This is a genomic window from Flavobacterium circumlabens, from assembly GCF_004345565.1.
GTDB lineage: Bacteria > Bacteroidota > Bacteroidia > Flavobacteriales > Flavobacteriaceae > Flavobacterium > Flavobacterium circumlabens.
In genome coordinates this window covers 399984-424347 of record NZ_SLWA01000003.1, presented here as the reverse complement: position 1 = coordinate 424347, position 24364 = coordinate 399984, and the positions used below count along the sequence as shown (strand labels likewise).

The following is a 24364-nucleotide window of genomic DNA, read 5'->3' as shown; positions in this document are numbered from 1 at the left end:
TTTTTACTTATAAGAAATGGCAGTTTGTTGTAATAAATGGCCCTTGGCAGTTCATTATTGGAAATAAAAGTTACAATTATAAATGTCAAAATTCCAAAATAGTGTAGCGTAATTGTTGTTTGTTAAATCAGTATCAGTCACAGGAACTCTCCTGTTCCTTCAAATAAATTTTAATGCTATTTCGCTACTGAACCGCTATTCGGATTTGCTGCAGAAATTGAAAATCTACCATCTATTTCATAATTAAAACCAGTTATTACAACCTGATGTAATCAAAATAAGACTTGATTTAATTTTAACTCCAAATTGGAGAGGTACTATAGAAATTATTCCCGATGGGATTAAAATAAGCAGTGATTCATACTACTATTTTTCAGTAATAAGTTCAATCTTATTTTACTGATTTACATACTCTTAACCTTCAACTGATAAAATGATTATTTACTAAAAAACTTAAGACTTACAGCTTTGTCAGGTCACTCAAATAAAAAGCAATTAATAATAATGTTAGAAAAAAAACAAAATCAATTTAATAAACATTTAATAGGATCGGAGGCCACTTTTATGAGTATTGTGACGACTCTTCCAATTATTTCTGCTGCAATAGAGGGATGGTTGTATGCAGCTGTTGCATTTGCAGATGAAAAAAAAAGCTATCGAAGAAAACAACAATTAAAAAGCTTCTTTGGTGCCCTTACCAATCCCTGCTTTACATCTAAATGGTATCAAATTCTAAAGTCACCTGATTTCTTTTTTATAACTGAACATCGCAGGAGAATTTACCTAAAGCCCTATAGAGTCTATATGTCGACCAACTGGACGAAAAAACAAAAAGTAAAAGTAATCTGCGATACCTATCGGTTTATTATGGGTAAAGGCGAAACACTTAAACAGGTAATTAACGGTAATAAAACGCTGGAAATAGCTCATTTCAAACTCACTGATACAATTGAAGCATCTTTAATACTGGGCTATGATGAAAGATTCCGTAAAGAAGGTGAATTGGTTTTTTCTTTTGAATGCAGTCAGCTTGGAGGAAGAATTGTAGCTGCTGCTTTATCCTTTGAAGAAGTAGCATTTGAACAATGGGTTTGCAGAATTGGCTGTATTCAGGGCATTAAACAAAATAGGGAGAATTCATCAAAAACAGCTCAAAAACTGTTAAATGGACTGCGTCCAAAATCGCTCATCATTTTTGCAATCCAAGAATTTTCCAGACAACTGGGGTGCATGAATGTTTATGGTGCAGGAGATTCCATTCACGCTTATCGTCGCAAGCATGCTATTCATCTTCCCTCGCTGCATACCATAAGATTTGATTATGATTCCATCTGGAATGAATCAGGGGGACAGCAAAACAGTGAAGGCTGGTTCAAACTGCCTTTGTCACCGTCACGCAAATCAATTGAAGAGCTCAAATCACATAAACGTGCGTTATACCGCAGGAGATATGCTCAAATGGATGAAATAGCCTTGAAAATCGCAACTTCAGTTAAAAATATAGCACTAAAAAAAGTCTTATAGTTTGATACTTCCTTTATGTAACCCTAAAGCTTTCTTACCAGTACAGTTTACAGGATGCTAACAGAGAAGCAAGTACTATAGATATAAACGTCTTAAATTTTAATTCCATTGTTTCCTGTAGTTCTACTCATCACTTTATACAGAACGATACAAAACTACTTCTTCAAAGGCAGAAAAAAACACTATCAATTGAGTTACTTTTGATGTGAACGCACAGGGATTCGGACCTTCGACCGTCTGCCTGGAATACAGGTGCTCTATCGAGCTGAGCTACGTTGCTAAAATAAAAAACCAATCACAACAAAAAAGCCACTCAGTTGAGTAGCTTTTCGTGATCTTAACAGTAGCAAATTCGAATCTCTTATTAGAAGATTTAAAACTTTTAGCCGACGTTTTTGATTGTGCCTTTTGATTTACAGCTATTTATACACATGAAGAAACTGCATAATACCTTTTTTCTCATCTGCTCGTTTCGCATAAACAGTAAGGTATACGGACTTAGCTTCTGGTTCTTTTAATTTCATTTGAGCAAAAAAACTGTATATTAAAAAGTAATTTTGAAAAGAAAAATCTTTTTTTTATGATTGCAATTCTAATCGTTAACGTTCTGCCTTTAAATTTATCTTTCCTTTCTCAAGACCGTTACCTGTTACTTCCAATTGGATTGCCCCTGCACTTTTGACTGCTTGAACCAAAACCACCAGTTTACCGCTGAAAAGCTTCATTTTGTCCTGGTGAAATATTTCCAATGAGGTAGCATCGCCATTACATGCAGCTCTGTAAGTTGCAGCACCAGTTACTTTAAATTGTAATTCATTGACCGCCGTTGGGCATGGAATTCCGTTTTTATCTACTACTGAAACCGTTACAAAAGAAATATCTTCGCCATCGGCTTTAATGATTTTTCGATCTGCTTCGAGAACAATTTTATACGGATCTCCGGCTGTTTTAACCTCACTTTCGGCAGCTATTTTTCCATTGGAATCAAATGCTACAACTTTTACCGTTCCCGGTTCATATTTCACATCATTCCACATTAAACGATAGCGATTTTGCGGAGTTGAATTGTTTTTTTTCTGCACTCCCCTGCTTTTTCCGTTTATAAAAAGCTCAGCGCTATCGTAATTGGTGTAAACGAAAACCGGAGTAATTTCTCCCTCTCTTCCTTTCCAGTTCCAATGTGGTAATATATGAAGCGTTTTATCCTTTGTATTCCATCTGCTTCTGTACAGATAAAAACGGTCTTTAGGAAGTCCCGCCAAATCTGAAATTCCGAAATAAGAACTTCTCGATGGCCATTTTTCGTCATAAGGTGTTGGCTCTCCCAAATAATCAAAACCAGTCCAGACAAATTCGCCAATCACCCACGGTTTGTCATCCTGAAGCACAAAATCTTCATCAGGAACATTTGACCAGCTGCAGGCTTCAAGATCATAAGAAGAACATTGAAGATCATCGTATTGTTTTTCTTTTTGCTGTACCACAGGAAATTTATAAATTCCTCTTGAACTCACTGTTGAAGCTGTTTCTGAACCTAATATAAATCCTTGTGGAAATGATTTGTAAGCTTCTTCATAAAGATGAACCCTGTAATTCAGTCCCGGCACATCCAATAAAGAGCCAAAACCGGAGGCCATAGTCTGTTTTACCTGATCCATTCCCACCGTTACCGGGCGCGTAGGGTCTTCCCTGTGAAAAACATCCTGCAAAAATTTAGCTCTGGTCAAACCTTCGGCTCCATATTGATCCGGAACTTCATTTCCGGAGCTCCACATGACAATACACGGATGATTGCGTGTGGCTCTTACTAAATTGACAATGTCTTTTTCTGCATATTCTTCAAAAAAGCGATGATAGCCGTTTTGTACTTTTGGCTTCGCCCATTCATCAAAACTTTCGGCCAGAAACATAAATCCCATTTCGTCAGCCAGTTCAAGCTGTTCAAAAGAGGGCATATTATGAGAACTTCTGATCGCATTACATCCCATATCTTTTAGAATCGTAAGCTGCCTGCGAAGCGCCGCTTTGTTTACCGCAGCACCAAGAGGTCCCAGGTCATGATGCAGACAAACTCCTTTAAATTTCATCACTTTTCCGTTAAGGCTAAATCCTTTATTGGCTTCGTATTTAATCGATCTGATCCCGAATTTTATACTTTGTTCGTCTTTTAAAGTTCCGTCAGCTGCGTATAATTTGGTTACCGCTGTATACAAATAAGGCGTTTCAGGACTCCACAGATGAGGTTGGGCAACAGTGACAGTCTGATGAAATTTTCCGTCTTTCATTTCTGTCTCTTTCTGTGTTGCTACTATAGTATTAGCGGCGTCTTTTATTTGCGTTACCATCGACAAATTACTGCCATTGACTTCGGCTTTAAGATCAACAACAGCGCTATTTTCTTTGATGTCCGGAGTGGTAATAAAAGTTCCCCATTGCGTAAAGCTTTCCTGCTCTTTTACCACAATACTCACTTTCCTGTATAAACCGGCTCCGGGATACCATCTTGACGAAAATGGTTCGTTGGTCAATTTTACAGCCAGCACATTTTCTGATCCCGCAATAAGATCTTTGCTGATATCAATATAAAAATAGCTGTACCCGTAACCCCAGTTTCCTATCTTTTTTCCATTTAAAAAAACCTGAGGTTCACTCATGGCACCTTCAAAAATAAGAAGGGCTTTTTTTCCTTTTTTAAATTCCGGAATAGAAAATGTATTACGATACCATCCAGTACCAATATGTGGCAATGCTCCGGTACGACCTGTTTTCTCCGTCGGAATTTTTTCCCCGTTTTGTTCAATGGCCGAAACCTGTTTGTCCCATTCCTTATCAAAAGGACCGTAAATGGCCCAATCGTGGGGAACACTGACTTTTTCCCAGTTCGAAGCATCAAAAGCTACCGCAAAAGCATCTCCTGTTACTTCTTTGGAAAAACGCCAATTCTCTTTTAAAAGGACTGTACTGGATTGTGACATCATTTTTCCGGACGACAAAATCAGCAGCACTACCGATAATATTGATTTAAAAATTAATTTCATTTTCTGTTTTATTTCTTCACTATTAAGATAGTAAGCCCATTTAGTTTTATGAAACTTACTATCGTAATGGTAAAATTTAATTTTTAATTTTTAATTTTTAATTAAAAGAAATATTTATTCTTTAAAAGCATCCAGTGCCGGCGAAGGTTTTCCGTCAGGAAGCCAGGCGTTAAGCTGATAACCGCTCCAGCTTTTTTCGCCTTGTGGTTCCCAGTAAATAACGCCTAAACCTTTATTACCGGGTACGCTTTTTACCGCCTTTATAGTCGCTTCCAGCATTTCTTTGGTGTTTTGTACTAATGTATAATCACCACCCACTTCAACCACCATCACTTCTTTATTGTAGCGGGAAGCCATGTCTTTCAGGTTATTTTCTAAATCTAAAATGGTACTTTGATAATCGGTTTTGATCCAATACGGATAATACGATAAACCAATCACATCGTATTTTACCTTATTTTCTGTCGCTTTGTCAAAAAACCATCTGAATTTTTCGCTTTTATTCCCTTCGTCCAGATGCACAATGACTTTAATTTTTGGGTCGATCGCTTTGGTGGCTTCGTATCCTTTGTTTAGCAATTGCGCCAGCTGATTAAAATGGTCTGTATGTCCTTCGGGCCAAAGCATACCACCCGGGATTTCATTCCCAACCTGAACCCATTCCGGCGTAACACCGGCTTTTTTCAGCATTTCCAAAACATCATAGGTATGCTGGTATACATCGGTTAACAATTCCGGAAAAGAATGTTTGGCCCATGCGGCAGGTTTATTTTGTTTGGCTGGATCTGCCCACGAATCGCTGTAATGAAAATCGATCATGATACGCATTCCCATTTTTTGGGCGCGAACCGCCATGACAACCGTTTCTTCAGGACTGCAGTGCCCGCTGGCTTTATCATTATTCGGGTTTACCCAAACGCGCAGACGAATGGTGTTTATGCCACGGTCCTTTAGTAATTGCAGACAGTCTTTTTCAGAACCGTCTGCATCATAAAATTTATAGCCTGTAGCTTCCATTTGTGGCAGCCAGCCCACATCTGCCCCGTTTGAAAAGGAGTATTTTTCGCTAATCATTTTTGATTTACAAGAAGTAAATGCAAGTACAACTAGCATCAAAAAAGATATAATTTTAAGTGATTTTTTCATGTTTTAGTCTTTACTGAAAGCCTGCATTACGGATAAGGCGTTGTTATCAAAACTGTATAAAGCCTGATTTTCGAATGTAGAACCACTTGTTGATTGCGGACCTTTAAAAGCCACCCATTCGCCACCCCAATACGCAAATCCTTGTCCGAATTGGGATGTTTTTACGATGTTTTTAATATCCGTAACAAAAGTTCTTTGTCCCGCCGGAGTTGCCGGATATCCCGATACCAACTGATCGTTTGTTCCTACAATGTTATTCGTCTGGTCATTGTGTAATAAGGTAAAAGGATAAGCGGTTTCTGCAATCAGGACTTTTTTGCTGAATTTTTGTCCTAACGCATCAATGGTATTTTTCACTTCCGTTAAATCTTTACCATGCCAGACCGGGTAATACGATAGCCCGATATAATCGTAATCAATACTTTTCATTTTATTAAAAAACCAATCGGTAGCTCCACCATTTACACCTGCATAATGAATCATTATTTTGGTGTTGGGCGCTTTACTGCGAACAGTTGCGCTGGCAGCAGTTAATAAAGCGATACATTGTTGTTCGTTACTGATCAGGTTTCCTTGCGGCCACAATAATCCGCTATTGATTTCATTACCAATCTGGATAATATCCGGATTGATTTCTGTAATTATGGTTGAGGTGTAATTGGTAACGGCTGTTTTTAAATCGGCGAAAGACAAATTTTTCCATTCTTCAGGAACGGTTTGTGTTCCCGGATCAGCCCAATTGTCAGAATAGTGAACGGTAAGCCAGACTCTAAGTCCTGCCTGTCTTGCTTTTTGAGCCAGTTGTTTTACTTCGCTTAAACCGGAACGTCCATTTACGGGATTTTTCCATAAACGAATCCGGACGGTATTACAGCCTGCGTTCTTTAGTGTGGTCAGCATTCCTTCGGCTCTGCCGTTGCTGTAAAATTTAGTTCCCAAAGATTCCATTTGAGGAAGAAAAGAAACATCTGATGCCCTGATAAAAGTATCCGTTGCATCCGGTGGGTTCACCGCTTCTGTGTCTGCAGCATCATTACCGGAGCACGAAAACTGAATGGCAGTGATAGCCAATACCCCAAGAATTTTTATATATTTTTTCATGATAATTAGTAAAGTTTTGAATTTAAAAATAAGTCTCTTTTTATGTAAAGAAGAAGCCTCAAAATAAGCGTATTGAGGCTTCTCTTATTTTTTAATTCAATTATGGCGTTGAGATGAACATATAACGGCCATCTAAGTCATTGAACCAGATTTCATATTTTCCAGCCTCAACAATAATATCTCCGCCATTATCTCCCCAACTTACATCCCAGCTGTTGTTTGCTTTGAATTTCATTTTTCCGGCTTTTAAGGTTTGCGTCACTTTCCAGATATGGGCATCAAAGGCAGATTGTACTAAAGGAACTTCAGTATTCCAGCCCGTATCATCGCCTGTTAAAACAGATCCGGTCAAAGTAATGGTTGCATACGTGGTCATTGGTCCTGTATACGGAGTGATTTTATAGGTTAATTCTTCAAGATTCACTTCAAAACTATAATACCCTGAAGCTGTCGTTGGGAATACTCCCGGATCCGTATCACCTTCTGTTGCTCTGTATTGTACTTTCGCCCCATTTGTTCCGTAAGCCGGAGCCCAGAAACCAATTTGTTCTATTAATTTAAAACCATCTTTATTAAAATATCCGGTGTAATAGAACTTGGCATTTTCTTTTGTATCTCTGTAAATTGGCATATTGTTGCTCGTTACACTCCATCCTGCAGCCGTACCGGGACCTACCAAAAACAAATCAATTCTCGGAAATACGCCTCGGTAAGGAGTTAGTGCAATTGTAATGGGCGTAGAAAGTTTTGGTTCTGAAAGCGTTGTTCCAACTGTTGCTTTAATTCTAACATCGATTGTTCCTTCTACATCAGCCGTAAGCCCCAATTCAAGTGCTTTTGCATTCAGTTCTGCTACTGTAATAGTGGCATGAGTATTTGTAGAAGTTGTAACATCCAGCGGTGCTGCAAACTCCGTATTGCTGGCTGCAAACTGTACGGTATAAGTAACAATCGTTGGTGTTCCGTAGTTCACTTTTTCCCAGGTTAAAGTCAGGGCCGTATTGTTCGGGGTGTCTTTATTTAAGATAGTCGAAGAACCATTCTCAGGTGTAATGACAGAGAAAGCAGCTTCCTGAGGGGCTAAGATCATCAAATCCTCTTCGTTTTCACAAGACCAAAGTCCTGTAAGTAAGGCAATAACTGTAAATATTTTATATAGATGTTTCATTTTTCGTATCGTTTATGTTTAAAAAAAAGTTTTAATAACCCGTGTTTTGAGTCAAATTTCTATTGGCTCCCAATGATCCTTCCGGAATCGGAAAAACACTTCTGTATGCCGGAATTGAAATTCCTTTTGAAGAATTTCCTTTCCAAGCCCAATTGTAAGAACCTCCGGTATATTTTCCAAAACGGATTAAATCTTGTCTTCGGTGTGCTTCCCAGTGTAATTCACGTGCTCTTTCATCAATAAGAAAATCAAGGGTTAAGTCGCTTAAAGCAATGTTTCCAACAGTCGAATTACTATTCGCTCTTTGTCTTAAAGCATTTACATAATTTAATGCCTGGGGAAGTGTCCCGTTTCCGCCTCTTAAAGTGGCTTCTGCATACATTAAATAGACATCGGCTAACCGGAACAATGGAAAATCAGTATCCGCAAACGACGAACTGCTTCCGTTTACGCCTGTTGACGTTTTATTGGAAAATTTAGATAAAATATAACCTTGTGTTTTTACACCAATATCTTCAATATCAATCGATCTTTGTTTTCCCGGATCGCCCTGAACCCCTTTTCCTATGGTATTTCTGGTGTCCTGACTAAATTTTGTACCGTCAAATTTCTGAGCAAATTCTTTTCTGATTCGAAGCGCTCCTGTCCAGCCGCCAATTCCAAAATCAGCCCCATTGTTTTCCCAGGCACCAATTTGGCCATTGGTTAAAACAGTGGTTGCGCCCCAGTTTTGAGAAACCCCTCCATCTGACTGGATTCCGAAAATGATTTCCTGAGAAGTATTGTTATCTGCTTTAAAATTGTCCAGGTATTTTGGTTTTAAAGTATAACCACCGGCAATAATTTCATTACACATGGTAATACAATCATCAAAACGATTGGCCTGAATGTAGACCTGCGCATTCAGATATATTTTTGCCAGGATCATACGGGCCATAGATTGGTCTAATCTTCCGTATTCATTTGTTCTGGCTGCTTTTAAATCCGGTAACACCGCTTTTAATTCACTTTCAATAAAATCAAATAACTGCTTTCTGTTGTACTCCGGTCCGGTAAAATTTACAGGGTCATTTTCGGTATACATGGGTGCTTTTCCAAATAAATCCATCATGTTGTAATACGCATAGGCTCTTAAAACACGGACTTCTTTACGGTAAAGCGCTATATCAGCCAAAGTTGCCCCATTGGTAATGCCTCTTGCACTTAGTTTTTCGGGTGTGCTCTGACGTAAAAATTCGTTTGCATAGGAAACAGAAACCATCGTTCTGCTGAACATTCCTAAAATAACCGGATTTGCAGCGGTCCAGATATTACGCTGCAATTCTGCCGTACCTCCGTCATTTTCATAACTCCAGACCAATTCGTCCGTAGTTAATTCCTGCAGGTACAATAAACATCTTGTAAACTGGCTCGTTCCTGCATCTACGCCTTCAAGCGAAGAATTATCAGGCCCAAGAACTCCGGTTAAAGTTAAATTTCCGTATACGCCTGCGAAAGCTTTTTTATATCCGTCCGGAGTCGAAAATAAAACATCAGACGAAAGCACGTCATCATCTTTAGAAACTACGTTTAAGTCATCCGTACAGGACTGAAAAACGGTAGTCAACGCTAAAATTGTTATTAAAATATATTTTTTCATCGTTATTAAAATTTAAGATTAAGACCAAACAAGATGGATCGCTGTCTTGGGTAAATCGTTTTGTCTACACCATTATTGGTAATTTCAGGATCTAAACCGCTGTATTTGGTAAGGACAAAAACGTTCTGAACTCCTGTTGATACTCTTAAGGAGGCTTTGCTGTTCAGCCAGTTGTTTAAGGTATAACCTAACGTCACGTTGTCTAATTTTAAGAAAGAAGCATTCTCAATATAAAGATCTGATAATACCACATTTGAAGTCGTCTGAAAATTAGTTTCTGTTACCGATGAAGGAATGTTGCTTAAAACCCCGCCGTTTTCCATCGCGTCATATTGTGCTCTACTGGCGTCTACGGCATTAAAAATCCGGTTACCGATACTGGCTCTTAAATTAAACGAAAAATCGAATTTTTTATAATTCATATTGGAGGCAAATCCCAATGTAAAATCAGGATCCGGATTGTTGTAGATGTATTTATCGGAATCATTTTTAATATTATCGCCATTTAAATCTGCAAAAGCACCATCAATTGGTTTTCCTTCGTTGTTGTATAATTGTTTGAACACATAGAAAGAATACGGTGTATATCCTTCTCTGAAAATTTGTCCCGGAGTTCCTGTTCCTGCAATGTTGTCTCCTAAAAAGATATCGGTTCCGTTAATCAGATTTTTGATTCTTCTTTCGAATTTGGCAATATTAAAGTTCATATTCCAGTTGAAATTTTCTGTTTTAACCGCATTCGCATTAATTGTAAACTCAACCCCTTTTGTGGTAAAGCTACCTACGTTTTGATACACGCGGTTAGAGAAATTACTACCATCATATATGGCTGCATTTACCAGTAAATCTTTAGATTCCTTATAATAAACATCAAGTCCGGCAGACAAGCGATTGTCTAAAAAACCAAAATCAAGACCTGCATTATAGGAAGTAGTTTCCTCCCATTTCAAATTGTTTGTTCTTTTGGATGGAAGTGCCACCGGAATTGGACTGTCTCCAAAATAATACTCCGAATTTCCGCCGCCCAACTGGTATTTTTGCAGGTATCCGTTTGGTTCCGGAATATCCTGCTGACCTGTAATTCCATAACTTAATCTTAATTTCAAGTCCGATACTACCGTACTTTCTTTAAAGAAATCTTCTTTGATTTTCCAGGCAAAAGCTACAGAAGGGAAATTCCCCCAACGATTCGCTTCTTCAAATCTGGATGAACCATCTCTTCTGTACGATAACGTTAATAAATATTTGTCTCTGAAATTTAAATTTGTTCTCGCAAAGAACCCTAATAAAACAACATCTGTATCCAGCGTAGTTTCAGGAAATGTTGATGGTAAGTCAGGGTTTAAAATATTACCCGTTTCAAATTTGGAGCTTTGAAATTTTTGATACGAATAACCACCTGTCATTTCAAAATTCAATGCGTTAAAAGTTTTGTTATACACTAAATACGTATCTAATAATTTATTTCTTCTGGTGGCTTCCGTATATTCATTTGTCCCGTACGGAATGTTGTTGTTTGAAGGAGCAGAACCGGCATCAGCACCAACCACTCTTCTTCTTTCTCCATTCGATTCATCAAAACCAACATTTACAACAGCTCTTAAAGCGGGTAAAAAATGAAATTTATAATCGATTTCAAAATTTCCAAAAATTCTGTCATTCGTTCCTCTGTCATTGGTATTCAGCAATTGCGAAACCGGATTTCGTGCCGCAGTCGAAACTAACGGATAATTTCCGTTGGCATCTGCACCAGTGGTATATTCAAAATAACCGCCATAAGGCGCACCTTCCACTTTTATAGGCTGAGTGGGGTCAAAACCAATCGCAGCGCCTTCAACAGCATCTGTAAATCGGTTGATTTCGTTGGTATAATTGGCCGAAAGCCTCAATTTTAAATGATTGTCCAGGAAAGTTGGATTCATTACCAAACCAACCGTATTTCTTTTAAAATTATTGGTTAAACGCAATCCCTGCTGATCTGTATTTCCCAGTGTTAAACTTGTTGGAATGATATTGAATAAACTTCCTCTAACCGCTAAACTCTGATCTACCGTTCCGGTGTTTCTGTAAATGGCTTTTTGCCAATCGGTATTGGCAGTCCCCAGTTTACTCAGGTCATCGCTTCTTCGGTCTGCAATAACACTTCTAAATTCATCTGCACTAAAAACATCAACCGTTTTAGTCAGTGTACCCGCAGCATATTGTACATTATAATCTACAGATAATGTTTTGCTTCCTTTTTTAGTCGTGATGATAATAACCCCATTGGAGGCACGGGAACCGTAAATGGCAGAAGCCGATGCGTCTTTCAAAACTGTTATCGATTCAACAGTTGCCGGATTTAAGGAGGCCAAAAACGAAGAAGAACCTGTATTGGTCGCATTATCAAGAGGCAATCCGTCGATCACAATAAGAGGGTCATTACTGGCAAAAAGCGAACTTCCTCCTCGAATCCTGATTTGAGAACTGGAACCCGGAGCACCCGTTGAATTTACGGTTAAACCGGCTACTCTTCCGTTAAGCAGGTTTTCTGTGGTAATATTATTTCCTTTGTTAAAGTCTTTGGTTGTAAGTGCGGTAACAGATCCCGTAGCGTCTTTCTTTTTAACGCTTCCGTACCCTACCTGAACCACTACTTCTTTCAGTTGATTATTATCTTCTTCAAGAGATACCGTTATGTTTTTCTGTCCGGCAACCGCTATCGTCTGATTGGTATAACCGGTATAGGAAAAGGTAATTTTACTATCTGCTTTTACTCCGGATAATTGAAATTTTCCATCAAAGTCTGTAGAGGTACTACTGTTTGCCCCTACTACTTTTATGTTTACTCCCGGTATGGGCTGTCTGGTAGATTTTTCCAGAACAACTCCGCTAATGGTGTTCTGAGCAAAAACACAAAAAGGAAGTAAGAGTAATAAAAGTAAAAATTTGGTTTTAATTCTTTTCATACTTTTTTTAATTGGGTTGGTTTAAGTTAGTTTTTGTGAATTAGAGTTGGTGACAAAAATGATTGCAGGGATACCTAATTTTAAGATTACAATTCTGCTTCTCAAAATAAGCTTACTCTCTTTTTTTTACAATAAGGAAAGGTTTCCGGCTGTAAATTTTAATTGAAATGCTGGTCATGTTTAAATTGTTTTTGGTTACAATAATGGGTTAGTTTGTTTTCGTTGACTTACGCTGAACAAAAAAAGAAAGCATTAGCACTCAAACGTTATAGTTTATCAACTTATAATGCAAATTAAGTACAGAGCGCGGTATTACGACAGGGAAAAATTCATTTATAAAAGGGGACAATTTCGTAAAAGTGTGCACGCGACACTTAATAAAAACATATTCTTCAATTTTTTCTTTCAAAAAAAATGATATTGGAAATAATTAACCTTTATAATAATCGATTTAACAATCGAATGGTTTGCGGTTTTTAATCGGTATATTCTCAAAAAAAATAATTTAAAAGGTCTCAAATTTTAAATTTACCACAGAGAACGCAAAAAAAATTTACTATCCGTTTCTATAAAAGGCATCTCTAAGCTAATGTCATTAAGTTAAAAAATCTATAAGGTTACGGCGAATAAATCTCTGGCAAAGACATAAAACCGAAGGTTTTGTCATTTCGACGAAGGAGAAATCTCCGCAAGAAACTCCACAATCAAAATCGCCATCTTTGTCGAGTCACGAGTGCAATTTCTCCTTCGTCGAAATGACAATATTGTGTTAAGCTTTGCGAACTTTGCGCTTTCTAAGGCATTCTTGAATAAAAATCTTTGCGTCTTTGCGGTAAAAAACAAATGTTCTTTTTACACATTCAATAATAATTGTGTTAATTTCGCAAAGTATCCAGATTTCAAATATATTCGCCTAAAAAATTGATCCCGCTTTCCGATCACATCCCTTTTATTTTCGTATATCAAAGAGCAGCATGCTTTTTAAAAAATTTTCTATGAATAAGGTATTGTCCTTTCTTGTTATTAGTCTTCTGCACCTACAGGCAGCCGGACAGAATTACCCGATAAGGCATCTTGATATTTCATCGGGACTTTCCAACAATTCTGTAGCGTCTATTTATCAGGATCAGAATGGCTATATGTGGTTTGGAACTTTTGACGGACTGAACCGCTATGATGGAAATGATTTTAAAATTTACCGCCATATTCACAGGGATCCCACTTCGATTCAGGGAAATGCCATTAGCTGTATAGAAGGTGACTTCGAAAATAATTTATGGGTAGGGACAACTGCCGGCCCGGTGGTTTTTAATGCCGAACGATCTGCTTTTAGTCCGTTGTACTATTATGACACGAACCGAAAAGTCAAACCCTTAAACGTTACCGCCTACGAAATAATTGCGGTACATTCGCTGCATATCATTCTCGTCGCCACCAAAGAGGCCATCGTCCTATTTAAAGAAGGGGAGAAAATTGGAACAGCGATCCCTTTCAACGGAAAATTACATTATATCGCAAGATCCATAGCGTATCATGCGAAAAAACAAATCTTCTATGTTTTTATAACCGGAACCGGTCTTTGCCAGTACGATATTCAATCCAAAAAACTAACGCTTCTCAACCCTGTCCTTACAGGTGCCAATTGCATTAAACTGACCCATGAAGGCCTCTGGATCGGATCAGACGAAGGGGCGTACTTATACAATCATAATCTGAATACGTATTCTGAAAATTACTTTCCGGAAAAAACCGTCGTGCGCGATTTCTTTCAGCAGGAAAACAGACTTTGGATTGCTACTGACGGAGCGGGTCTTTATACGCTTACCAAAAATCAGACTGCTCCTGTTTTGTATCGTGCCAGCGGTCCTGTTGCATTGCTGAACAGTAAATCGCTGTATGATATCTTCGAAAGCAAAACCGGAGAAATGTGGTTCGGAACCCTGCGCGGCGGCGTCAGTATGATGGGAAAAAAACCGCTCTATTTTAATCATTTTAAAAGCAAGGATCCACTGACCCATAAAGAAGACGAAGATCCTGCCGCCAACTTCATGCTTTCTTTCTGCGAAGATGCAAAGAAAAATATCTGGATAGGCACTGATGGCGCCGGAATGCGCTACTGGAACAGAAAACAAAATACCTACGACGTTTACTCGACAACAGCACCAGCCGGCAGAAAAATTCAGAGTAATTTTGTCACCAGCATCGTCAGGGATGCTGATAATGCCATCTGGGTGGCGATGTGGAAAGGCGGCGTATGCCGTATTGATCCCCAATCAAAAGCCATTCAGAATTTCTCTATTTACAATCAAATTACCAAAAAAGCAGAACAGGAATCCTGGCTGTTGTTTATAGATTCAAAAAAAACGCTGTGGCTTGCCGTTACTAACGGAGGGGCACTCTATCAATTTGATAAAAGACAAAACAAATTCATCTGCTATAGTACAGCTTTGCGCAATGTTACCTGTCTCTACGAAACCAAAGACGGAAAAATCTGGGGCGGAACCTTTAATTCTTTTTTTGAAATAGAACCCAAAACAAAAAAAGTAAAAAACTATCATTCCGATTATACGATCAGATGCATCACTGAAGATCAAAACAACAATCTTTGGATTGGTACCGTTGAAGGCGGTTTGCTTTTATTCAACCGAAAAGCGGGCACTTTCAAAAAGTATACGACTCAAAACGGTCTTTCGAGCAATACCATACTTCGCCTTCTGGAAGACAAAAAAGGCGATTTATGGATGAGTACGTATCACGGGATTTCAAGATTGAATCCCAAGAATAACACTTTCAGGAATTTCGGGGTTTCTGATGGACTTCAGGGCCATCAGTTTAGCTGGAATGCGGGAACGGAACTTTCGACAGGAGAATTTATTTTTGGCGGTATCAACGGGTTCAATGTTTTTGATCCGGATCATATCAAAGACAAAAAAAATACCGGCAAATTTTTATTAAATGATTTGCTGGTCAACAATCAGTCCTTAAACCCGGACAGCCCTTACATCACCCAAAAAAAACTCGAAATGATCAGCGCTGCCGAACTTCCTTATGAAAAATCGGCATTGAGTTTTGATTTTGTGTACCTGGATTATGTCAATTCCGAAAAAATCAATACCGCTTATTTTCTCGAAGGATGGGACAAAGACTGGAATTATACCTCAAAGAACAACAGGGCCAATTATTCCCGACTGACCGAAGGAACCTATGTTTTTAAAGTAAAAACAACCGATGTTTTTGGAAACTGGACCAAAGAAGTAACGCTGGCAAAGGTAAAAATCCTTCCACCCTGGTACAGAACCTGGTGGGCCTATACTTTTTATCTACTCGCTGCTGCCGGGGCCATTTATGCCTACGTGGGGTATCATAAAAACAAGGAAAGACTGCGCTACGAAATAAAACTGGCGCGTATGGAGCATACAAAAGACAAAGAACATGCCGAAAAGCAGTTTTCGATGTTTACCTATATGGCGCATGAATTGCGCACTCCCCTGTCTTTAATTATAAATCCGCTCAAAAGCGCCATTGACAGAAAAAACCGTTCGGAAGATGATCTCGACCTGAATCTTGCCTATAAAAATGCCAAAAGGTTACTGAGCCTCACCGATCAGTTACTGTTGTTCAGAAAAGCCGAAACCGATCTGGATGAACTCAAAATTTCCAGGATTAATTTAAACAGCCTGTGCCGGGAAATCTACGACAGCTTTACGCAAATGGCAGCGGTTAAAAGTTTAAATTATCAGTTTATTGAAGAAAAAACACCTGTTGAAATATATGGCGATTATGAAAAAATAGAGATTACGCTTTTCAATCTAATCTCCAATGCGTTCAAATTTACCCCTAATAAAGGAACTATAAGTATCGAGATCATCGAGAAAACGGCTGATGTTTCGATTATTATATCCGATACCGGCAGCGGAATTCAGGAAAATGATCTTGCTGCTATTTTTGAAAAATTCAAACAAATTCAGTCTAAATCCAGCAATGGGTTCGGAATAGGTCTTTATGTTGCCCAATATTTTGTGCATAAACATCATGGTGAGATAACGTGCAAAAGTGAAGTCGGAAAAGGCACTTCGTTCACGATTGTACTTCCAAAAGGAAAAAGTCATTTTGCAGCAATGAATATCACTGAGATTCATCCGCAAATGTCGCCTCTTGTAGGCGAACTTCTGGAAGGAATGCCGGCAGCGAATCAAAATACACCTAAAAGCATAAACGAACTCTCCAATCCTGAAAAGATACAGGAAGCCTTAATCAGTACCAAAAAAGTATTGCTGATTGTAGAAGACAATCCCGAAATGAACCATTATCTGGTACAGCTTTTCTCCAAAAACTACATTGTGTATTCGGCAGCAAACGGACTCGAAGGACTGAAACTGGTTGAAAAACACCTGCCGGATATTGTACTAAGCGATATTTCTATGGAAGGCATGAACGGTTTGGATTTATGCAAAAAAATCAAACAAAATGATGACTTAAGCCATATTCCGGTAATATTGCTCACCGCTACCACCAGCAATGACATTCATTTGCAGAGCATAACGGAAGGTGCAGACGATTATGTGACCAAACCTTTTGACAGCGATATCCTTCTGGCACGTGTAGACACGGTGCTTAGAAACAGGGGGCAATTGCGCAAGTATTTCCTGGACAGCATTACCCTTCGGGAAAACGTCAATAAAGTGCCTCTTGAATACAAAGAATTTCTGGATAAATGCATTGAAATCGTCGAAGCCAATCTTGAAAACAGCGAATTTAACCTGAAGAGTTTCTCTGCTGCCATGGGGATGAGCCATTCCAGTCTTTACAAAAAGATTAAAGCAATTTCAGGACAAACCGTAAATGTTTTTATCCGGTCAATCCGAATCCGCAGAGCCGCCGTAATTATGCTGACCGAAAATATCAATATCGCGCAGGTGGGCCCTCAGGTGGGTATAGAAGACCAGCGCTATTTCCGTCAGCAGTTCGTAAAATTGTTTGGGATGAAACCTTCTGAGTATATCAAAAAATACAGAAATTCTTTTAATAAGGAATTGAATATCATTCAGAAAGGGGATAGTATATAATTAGATTTTTTGCAGATTAAACATTCGTACATTCCCGGATGGATTTCCTGTCTCACAAGCTGACCAAAAATTAGCCCCGAAGTAAATTTTATTCTTTCTAAGGATAAAATATCTCGAAATACAGCTATAATATTCCTACAAAAACAATATTTTACAGGATATTTTTTTATCTTTGAAACTCACAATTTTTAACCCAAATGGCTTTATCTTTGAGCCTTTAGAAAATAGATACCGACTATGGAACAGAAAATACATCAGGGAAGAAACATAAAACGTTTCAGAGAAATGCTTGGCATCAAACAGGAAGCACTGGCTTATGATTTGGGAGAGGAATGGAATCAGAAGAAAATTTCCATGCTGGAGCAGAAAGATGTAATTGAACATGGCCTGCTTAAACAGATCTCAAACTCATTACGAATTCCGGTTGAAGCTTTTCAGAATTTTGATGAGGAACAGGCGGTAAATATTATTTCGAATACTTTTGATAACGGAGCTTTCTTAAATACAGGTCATAGTGCAACATTTAATACTAATCCGATCGACAAGTTAATCCAACTTCATGAAGAAAAAATTGCTTTGTATGAAAGGATGTTGAAAGAGAAGGATGAAATGATGGGAAGACTTGAAAAATTAATCAATAAATAATCATTTATAAAGATATATTAATTCCATAAAGAGACTTTCGAGTCTCTTTCTTTGTTTATTCACATCTACTGGCGTGAGCGTTCAGCTGTTGAAGACAAGTAAATCTATTTTAGGATTAAGTCTAAAATGTAAACTTTTTTCAGGACGAGACATAATTATAATTCTGCTATATATAAACTTTGGGTTCACAAGCGGGACGCTCGCTTTAGTAGGAGAAAAAATGCCACTGCCCGTTACATATAAAAACACAAGTAATGCCAGTAATTCACCTTACATACATATTAAAAAGGATTATATTAAAAACTGTTTTCAGATACAGTAATGAATGCTTGTTTTTTTTTCCATAGTATTACAAACTGAACAAAAATGTTTTAAAGATAAGTTAGTCGTTCTGAAAAGATTACAGTAACAAAGCACCTATTATACAACTAAAAACATAAAAAAGTTAATTGGGTTAGAGTTTATATAATCAAAAAATACAATTTTAGTAATCAGTGTAAAAGCAAAAAACATACCCCATGAGTATGTTTTTTTTATTTAAAGTTTAATAATTTTAACCAAACACGGTGTCATTTTTGAAGCTTCTCATAATAGTTGTTTTTTGTGATTTAATTCAAATATAGAAATTAAAATGCAAATGTAGGTTAAATTTTTCTGAAAAAAATAAAAAAACCTTGATTCTTGTAAATCAGACCTTTGTATTCAGCCTTTAATCGATTATGAGTATTAGTATTCTTGTGGTCAATTTTAAAATCATTTAAAGTTCCCAATCCACTAAAATCTATAAATAATCCTTTAGGATAAGTAATATCAACTCTACAATTATTATAAATCCACGCTGCTAGCTGTTTTTTAATTGGATTGTACTGTAAACTATATTTTTTCTCATCTTTTCTTACTATGGAATAGCTTTTTTTACCATTTAGATCTTTTTGATATGCCCCAACCAAAAAGTTTTTTTCATGTGTCAATTTAAATTCTAAATCTTTCTGTATAACATCATCAAGAATTAGATTTATTTTACATTTGGTTAATTCTCTATGTGAGGGATCAGTTTTTAAACTTACTTTATGTGTTGTATTAATCTCTAAATTTTCATCATCACAAATAATCTTAAATTTTGTTTCTTCAGTGACAATAATGTAATCATCATTTTCTTCGCAGAATTCAATATTAATATCAACACTAAAGTCATTATAATAATAATCATGTTCTAAGGGTAAAAAGTACTTTTTTATATTACTATTCATCAAGGTACTTATCCTTTGAAATTTCTTATGACTTAAAGTTTTAGTTACGTTATCCCAAATTTTTTCTAAATCATTTCTATTTTCTAGATGCTCAGTTCCATATATAATTTCTCTAAAAATCTTTTTATATATTTCAGTAAACTGATTGCTTTTTGCTATTCCTGCAAATATGCCACTAGTTAATGATATAGAACCTATTGTATACAGCAACTTATATAACCAATCTTTTTCATTTCCAAAATAAATACCAGAAATGAGACACGTAATCCCTATAAGTACGGTTAAAGCAATAAAGTACTTATCAAAAAATTCTGTTAGGTTTTTATATATTCCAAAAAAAAATTTCTTCATTCTTTTAACATTTTTAGTAAGCAAATATAACTATTTATAGATATTAAAACTTTAAATGTTAACAATTAGTGAATTATTTGTTAATTAACAAATCCCTATGCTTGCGCTAGCGTCCCGCTCATGAAGACAAGTAGATCTATTTTAAGATCTAGTGTAAATATGTAAACTTTTTTCAGGATGAGATAGAGAGAAAACCTTAAACTGTCTACTTCCTCAACAACCGTTCTGTCAACACCACTTCTTCCTGCTGCAGTACCAGTAGTTTTAGGGTATATTGCTCTTGTACCAGTAGGCTGTTTTTCTTCAGGACATCTTGTGCATTGCTTTTTATAAGCGGCAAAAGTTCCTCCTGCCAGGTATGGGTTTGCTGTTTTTTGGCGATCAGGGCATCCGCAATTTTCACCGCATTTTGGGCCGACTGGTATCTTTTTTTGCATCTCTCGAGTTGGTCCGCAGCAAGGCGTTGTTTGTGTTGGTTAATGATGATCTCCTCTTCTAAGTATTTTTTTATTCGTGCCTCCTCTTCCTTTAGGGCAGCAGCATGCGGTTCTTGGGTCTCAGCTTCTTTTACAATAGTAAGCATTTCGGTCAGTTTGAGCACCGCGGCTGTGGGCAGACTTCGCTTTCCTGATAAAAACATCGACCATTGACCGCGCGTCACCTGCAGCAGTATCGCCATTTCTTCTTGCGGTATTCCTAATAACGTTCCAACATTTTCCTCTTTTTTCATCACTCCTGCTTTTTAGGTTTATATTTTAGTTCTGTTTCGAATTTATTTATTTTTTTATTTGAAACAAAAACTGTTTCAAATTTTTATTTTATTTTTTTTGAAACGAAAACTGTTGCAAATTTTTATTTTTAAATTTTCGAAACATTATTTATGGTAACACATTTTTTATTTTATTAAATTAAAAATAGATTGTGAAATACTCTAATAGTAGGATAAATCTAAAATAGTATAAAAATTTGACGATTTTTGATTAGTCAGAAAGTAAAAAAAAATTTAATTTTAGGATTCATATTATATTAATAAACTATGCCAGAGCCAAAAAAAATATCCTGCTTTATATTACACTTCTGCTTTTTATTGACCTTCTGGATTTGTGAAGGTCAGACACTACAGAATATTGCATCCAGAAAAACCGAATCCTTAAATGGCAAATGGCAGTGCATTATTGATCCTACCAATATTGGAGACTGGCGGGAGATATGGCTGGAAAAAAAACCGCAAAATAAAACGGATTTTGTCGAATATTCATTTGAAGGCAGCCCATTACTAAACGTGCCCGGAGATTTTAATACCCAAATAAACGAAATCACCTATTTGGAGGGTGTCGTTTGGTACAAAAAAGCATTTACCTACCAGAAAACAGCAGACAAGCGTTATTTTATTCATTTTGGCGCCGTTAATTATAGAGCTACGGTATATTTAAATGGTAAACTTCTGGGTACTCATGAAGGTGGCTTTACGCCTTTTCAGTTCGAGATAAGCGATCTGGCCGTTAACGGCAGCAACAGTCTTATTGTGAAGGTCAATAATCAACGATTGAAAGATGGACTGCCGGGTCTTGGTTACGACTGGTTTAATTACGGAGGAATTACACGCGATGTACATCTGGTCTCTACTCCCACTTGTTACATTGAAGATTATTTGATTCAGTTAAAAAAATCGTCCTCTAAAGAAGTAAGTGGCTGGATACAACTTAAAGGAGCTGGTGTTTCACAATCTGTAAAAGTAAAAATACCGGAACTAGGCATCATCTATACGACTAAAACCAATAGCAGCGGTAAGGCCCCTGTAGAGTTTTCTTCAAAATTTAAATTATGGTCGCCGGACCATCCAAAATTATACAAGGTTATTATTGAAAGTGAAACTGATTCTATTACAGACGAGATTGGCTTTCGAACCATTGAAACCAAAGGGGCAGAAATCTTGCTGAATGGTAAACCAATATTCTTAAAAGGAACCAATATTCATGAAGAAAATCCGCTAACGGCAGCTAAAGCATTTTCACAATCTGATGCGCTTATTTTACTCACCTGGGCAAAAGAGCTGGGTTGCAACTTTGTTCGTCTTGCCCATTATCCACACAACGAGAATATGGTTAAAATGGCTGAAAAAATGGGCTTATTGGTTTGGGATGAGCTGCCCGTTTACCAGCATATTGAATTTGCTGCTCCGGGAGTAACCGATAAAATGGAAACCATGCTTAAAGAAATGATTGCCAGAGATAAAAATCGTTGCAGCGTTTTTATTTGGAGCATTTCCAACGAAACATATACCTCAACTCCCAATCGTAATGAAGCATTGATTGAACTCTCTAAAAAATGCAGGGCAATAGATGACACGAGATTAATAACATCGGTAATTAATAATCAGGGATACAGTAATAATACCTTAGATGTAAATGATCCTCTTTACAATTATTTCGATATTATATCTTTAAACGAATATATTGGCTGGTACATACCCTGGCAGGGTAAACCGCAGGATACCAAATGGAAACTGGTAGCCAACAAACCGGTAATAATAGCTGAATTTGGAGGCGAAGCACTTTATGGAAGCCATTACGGCCCAACCGATGAAGCAGCATACTGGACCGAAGAATACCAGGAGCAAATCTACAAAGACCAAATTGCCATGTTTAAAACAGCACCCAATTTAGCAGGTGTTTGTCCGTGGATTTTAGTAGATTACCGTTCACTCGGAAGAATGCACCCTGTCTATCAAAATGGATGGAATCGCAAGGGTCTGCTCTCGGATAGAGGAGACAGAAAAAAGGCATGGTACATTTTACAGGACTATTATACCTCTCTGGATACAAAATAGTAAAGGATAGTTAAAGAAAGCCTCTTACAAGTAAGACTTCCTTTATTACTGTAGTGTAATTTAAAACAAAAAAGAGGATAAGCAAAAATGATTATCCTCTTAACTTAGAAGTATAAGCACTTAATTATATGATTGATTTTTAAGAGCATATAGCTTGCTTCTCAGATTTTTTAATAGTAGGGAATCGGAAACTTTTCCTTTTTCCGCATGTAAAAAAATGGCTTTTCCGATAGTCATCTTTAGAGCATATCCTTTTTTGTTAAAGAGTTCTGATATCAGTTTCGAAGTTTGCAGCATCGGATGAATTGATTTTAACATACTGAAGAATAAACCATTATTTCCATGAAAATATATCGGCAAAACAGGCACATTAGCTTTGCAGATAATCTTTCCTACTACAGGATGCCATTCGGGGTCTGTTATTTCACTGGTTTTAAAATTATAAGATGAAACCTCCCCGGCAGGAAATATGGCAACGGGAGTGCCTTCTCCCAGAGCTTTAAGCGTCATTTTTAATCCCGTAATACTCGCAGAATTCTGCACGTTTTCAAATGGATTTACAGCAATAATACATTTTTCAAGATTTGGAATTTCCTTTAATAAAAAATTCCCCATATACATGGTATCAGGACGTACTTTTGCAATTGTACTTAATAAAGCTAACGATTCGATGCCTCCATAGGGATGATTTGCCACCACTATAAAAGCTCCTTCGCGAGGAATATTTAGTAATTCGGAATCATCAAATTGTACTTTCACTCCAATTTTCATTAGGACATAATTAGCAAAATCCGCTCCCTCGAGATTACCTGCCTCTTTGACAATACTATTTAAATCATTAATTTTCAGTACTTTCATTAAATACGCGGGCAATCCGGGAATAGGAATTTTAGAAAGACCCGCAGCTTCTGAAAATTTTTCTTTGGATATCAATGTCATGTTATAGCGGTTAAGATTAGATGTAAAAAAGAAATTAGGACTGGCAATCGTTATTGTTATTGGTAAAATTGGTGTTAGTATCCTGACTCGAAACAAGAATAAGGGTGCTGAAAAAACAGAACTGATAATCAGCTGCCTGTTTTTACGCAGTCAAAGATACTCTGATTTTATATTGGAACACTCCATATGCAGATAAACAAATTAGGAAAGCAGGAATATTTCTTAGTTCCGTCAGTAGCTGTAATTTGCAGATTCATCTGTTGTTCATTTATAGATTGGCTCTTTTGTTTTATACTCTTTATAAATCTCAATCTTACCAATACTATTAAAATTTAAAGTATAATCAATGTTGAATTTATAATCCTTATCCTTTAGACGGATCATCATATTATCGTTATTATTATTATTTAAATTTAAGTCTGGATTTGTGGATGGAATAAGGTATAATGGCAAAACCTTTTCAGCTCATTCCTTTACGAATGGCTGTATTTTTTTCTCCAGATCATATATAGACCCAGAAATACGGCACCAATAGCCAGCCCAATCACATGGCTGTCAATAGGAACTACAACAGGCTGATCTGTTGGATTAGGATCGTTAGGATCTTCAAAATCCGGCGGCGGAGGACCATCTTGGGCAAATGCAATGGTGCATAAAAAGAACAGTAAAAAGGCGTGGATTATCTTTTTCATATAGCAAGCGTTTTTGGTGCCAAAATA

14 protein-coding genes are annotated in these 24364 nt (G+C 37.2%); 4 read left to right on the top strand and 10 right to left on the bottom strand.

The window, feature by feature from the left end; translation table 11 throughout:
* The first annotated feature begins 504 nt into the window (after nt 1-504).
* The gene (locus tag EV142_RS10105) at nt 505-1524 is read left to right on the top strand and encodes a DUF535 family protein (RefSeq protein WP_132035121.1); all 1020 of its coding nucleotides are present in this window, start codon (nt 505-507) and stop codon (nt 1522-1524) included.
* Between the two features lie 599 nt (nt 1525-2123).
* Here the strand turns inward: EV142_RS10105 and EV142_RS10100 are convergent.
* The 6 genes from EV142_RS10100 to EV142_RS10075 all read right to left on the bottom strand — a co-directional run bounded on the left by EV142_RS10100 (nt 2124) and on the right by EV142_RS10075 (nt 12564).
* Nucleotides 2124-4562, bottom strand: a complete 2439-nt coding sequence (locus EV142_RS10100; RefSeq protein ID WP_132035118.1) for a DUF4982 domain-containing protein — start codon at nt 4560-4562, stop codon at nt 2124-2126.
* A gap of 114 nt (nt 4563-4676) precedes the next feature.
* Complete coding sequence (locus tag EV142_RS10095; protein ID WP_244606814.1) at nt 4677-5708, bottom strand: glycoside hydrolase family 53 protein; 1032 nt, start codon at nt 5706-5708, stop codon at nt 4677-4679.
* Between the two features lie 3 nt (nt 5709-5711).
* The gene (locus EV142_RS10090) at nt 5712-6809 is read right to left on the bottom strand and encodes a glycoside hydrolase family 53 protein (protein ID WP_132035112.1); all 1098 of its coding nucleotides are present in this window, start codon (nt 6807-6809) and stop codon (nt 5712-5714) included.
* 100 nt (nt 6810-6909) lie between these two features.
* The gene (locus tag EV142_RS10085) at nt 6910-7977 is read right to left on the bottom strand and encodes a SusE domain-containing protein (protein ID WP_132035109.1); all 1068 of its coding nucleotides are present in this window, start codon (nt 7975-7977) and stop codon (nt 6910-6912) included.
* A gap of 31 nt (nt 7978-8008) precedes the next feature.
* A complete protein-coding gene (locus EV142_RS10080; protein ID WP_194100214.1) occupies nt 8009-9616 on the bottom strand; it encodes a RagB/SusD family nutrient uptake outer membrane protein in 1608 nt (535 codons plus the stop codon).
* 5 nt (nt 9617-9621) lie between these two features.
* Nucleotides 9622-12564, bottom strand: a complete 2943-nt coding sequence (locus tag EV142_RS10075) for a SusC/RagA family TonB-linked outer membrane protein (protein ID WP_132035105.1) — start codon at nt 12562-12564, stop codon at nt 9622-9624.
* A 995-nt stretch (nt 12565-13559) separates the two neighbouring features.
* On the opposite strand from EV142_RS10075, the gene EV142_RS10070 reads away from it, so the two are divergent.
* Nucleotides 13560-17630 (top strand): hybrid sensor histidine kinase/response regulator transcription factor, encoded by a 4071-nt coding sequence (locus EV142_RS10070; protein ID WP_132035102.1) that lies wholly within the window; start codon nt 13560-13562, stop codon nt 17628-17630.
* Nucleotides 17631-17867: 237 nt separating this feature from the next.
* Nucleotides 17868-18275, top strand: coding sequence for a helix-turn-helix domain-containing protein (locus EV142_RS10065; RefSeq protein WP_132035099.1), 408 nt, complete (start codon nt 17868-17870; stop codon nt 18273-18275).
* 644 nt (nt 18276-18919) lie between these two features.
* Here the strand turns inward: EV142_RS10065 and EV142_RS10060 are convergent.
* Both EV142_RS10060 and EV142_RS10055 read right to left on the bottom strand, forming a co-directional pair.
* A complete protein-coding gene (locus tag EV142_RS10060; RefSeq protein ID WP_132035096.1) occupies nt 18920-19876 on the bottom strand; it encodes a hypothetical protein in 957 nt (318 codons plus the stop codon).
* Between the two features lie 205 nt (nt 19877-20081).
* The gene (locus tag EV142_RS10055; protein WP_132035093.1) at nt 20082-20606 is read right to left on the bottom strand and encodes a hypothetical protein; all 525 of its coding nucleotides are present in this window, start codon (nt 20604-20606) and stop codon (nt 20082-20084) included.
* Nucleotides 20607-20912: 306 nt separating this feature from the next.
* Between EV142_RS10055 and EV142_RS10050 the strand changes: the two genes are divergently transcribed.
* Nucleotides 20913-22706, top strand: coding sequence for a glycoside hydrolase family 2 protein (locus EV142_RS10050; RefSeq protein WP_132035090.1), 1794 nt, complete (start codon nt 20913-20915; stop codon nt 22704-22706).
* A 120-nt stretch (nt 22707-22826) separates the two neighbouring features.
* Here the strand turns inward: EV142_RS10050 and EV142_RS10045 are convergent, their stop codons facing one another.
* Together EV142_RS10045 and EV142_RS10040 are read right to left on the bottom strand one after the other, a co-directional pair.
* Nucleotides 22827-23645: a lysophospholipid acyltransferase family protein gene (locus EV142_RS10045; RefSeq protein ID WP_132035087.1), complete on the bottom strand. Its 819-nt coding sequence runs from the start codon at nt 23643-23645 to the stop codon at nt 22827-22829.
* A 473-nt stretch (nt 23646-24118) separates the two neighbouring features.
* Nucleotides 24119-24337: a hypothetical protein gene (locus EV142_RS10040; protein WP_132035084.1), complete on the bottom strand. Its 219-nt coding sequence runs from the start codon at nt 24335-24337 to the stop codon at nt 24119-24121.
* Nucleotides 24338-24364: the final 27 nt, after the last annotated feature.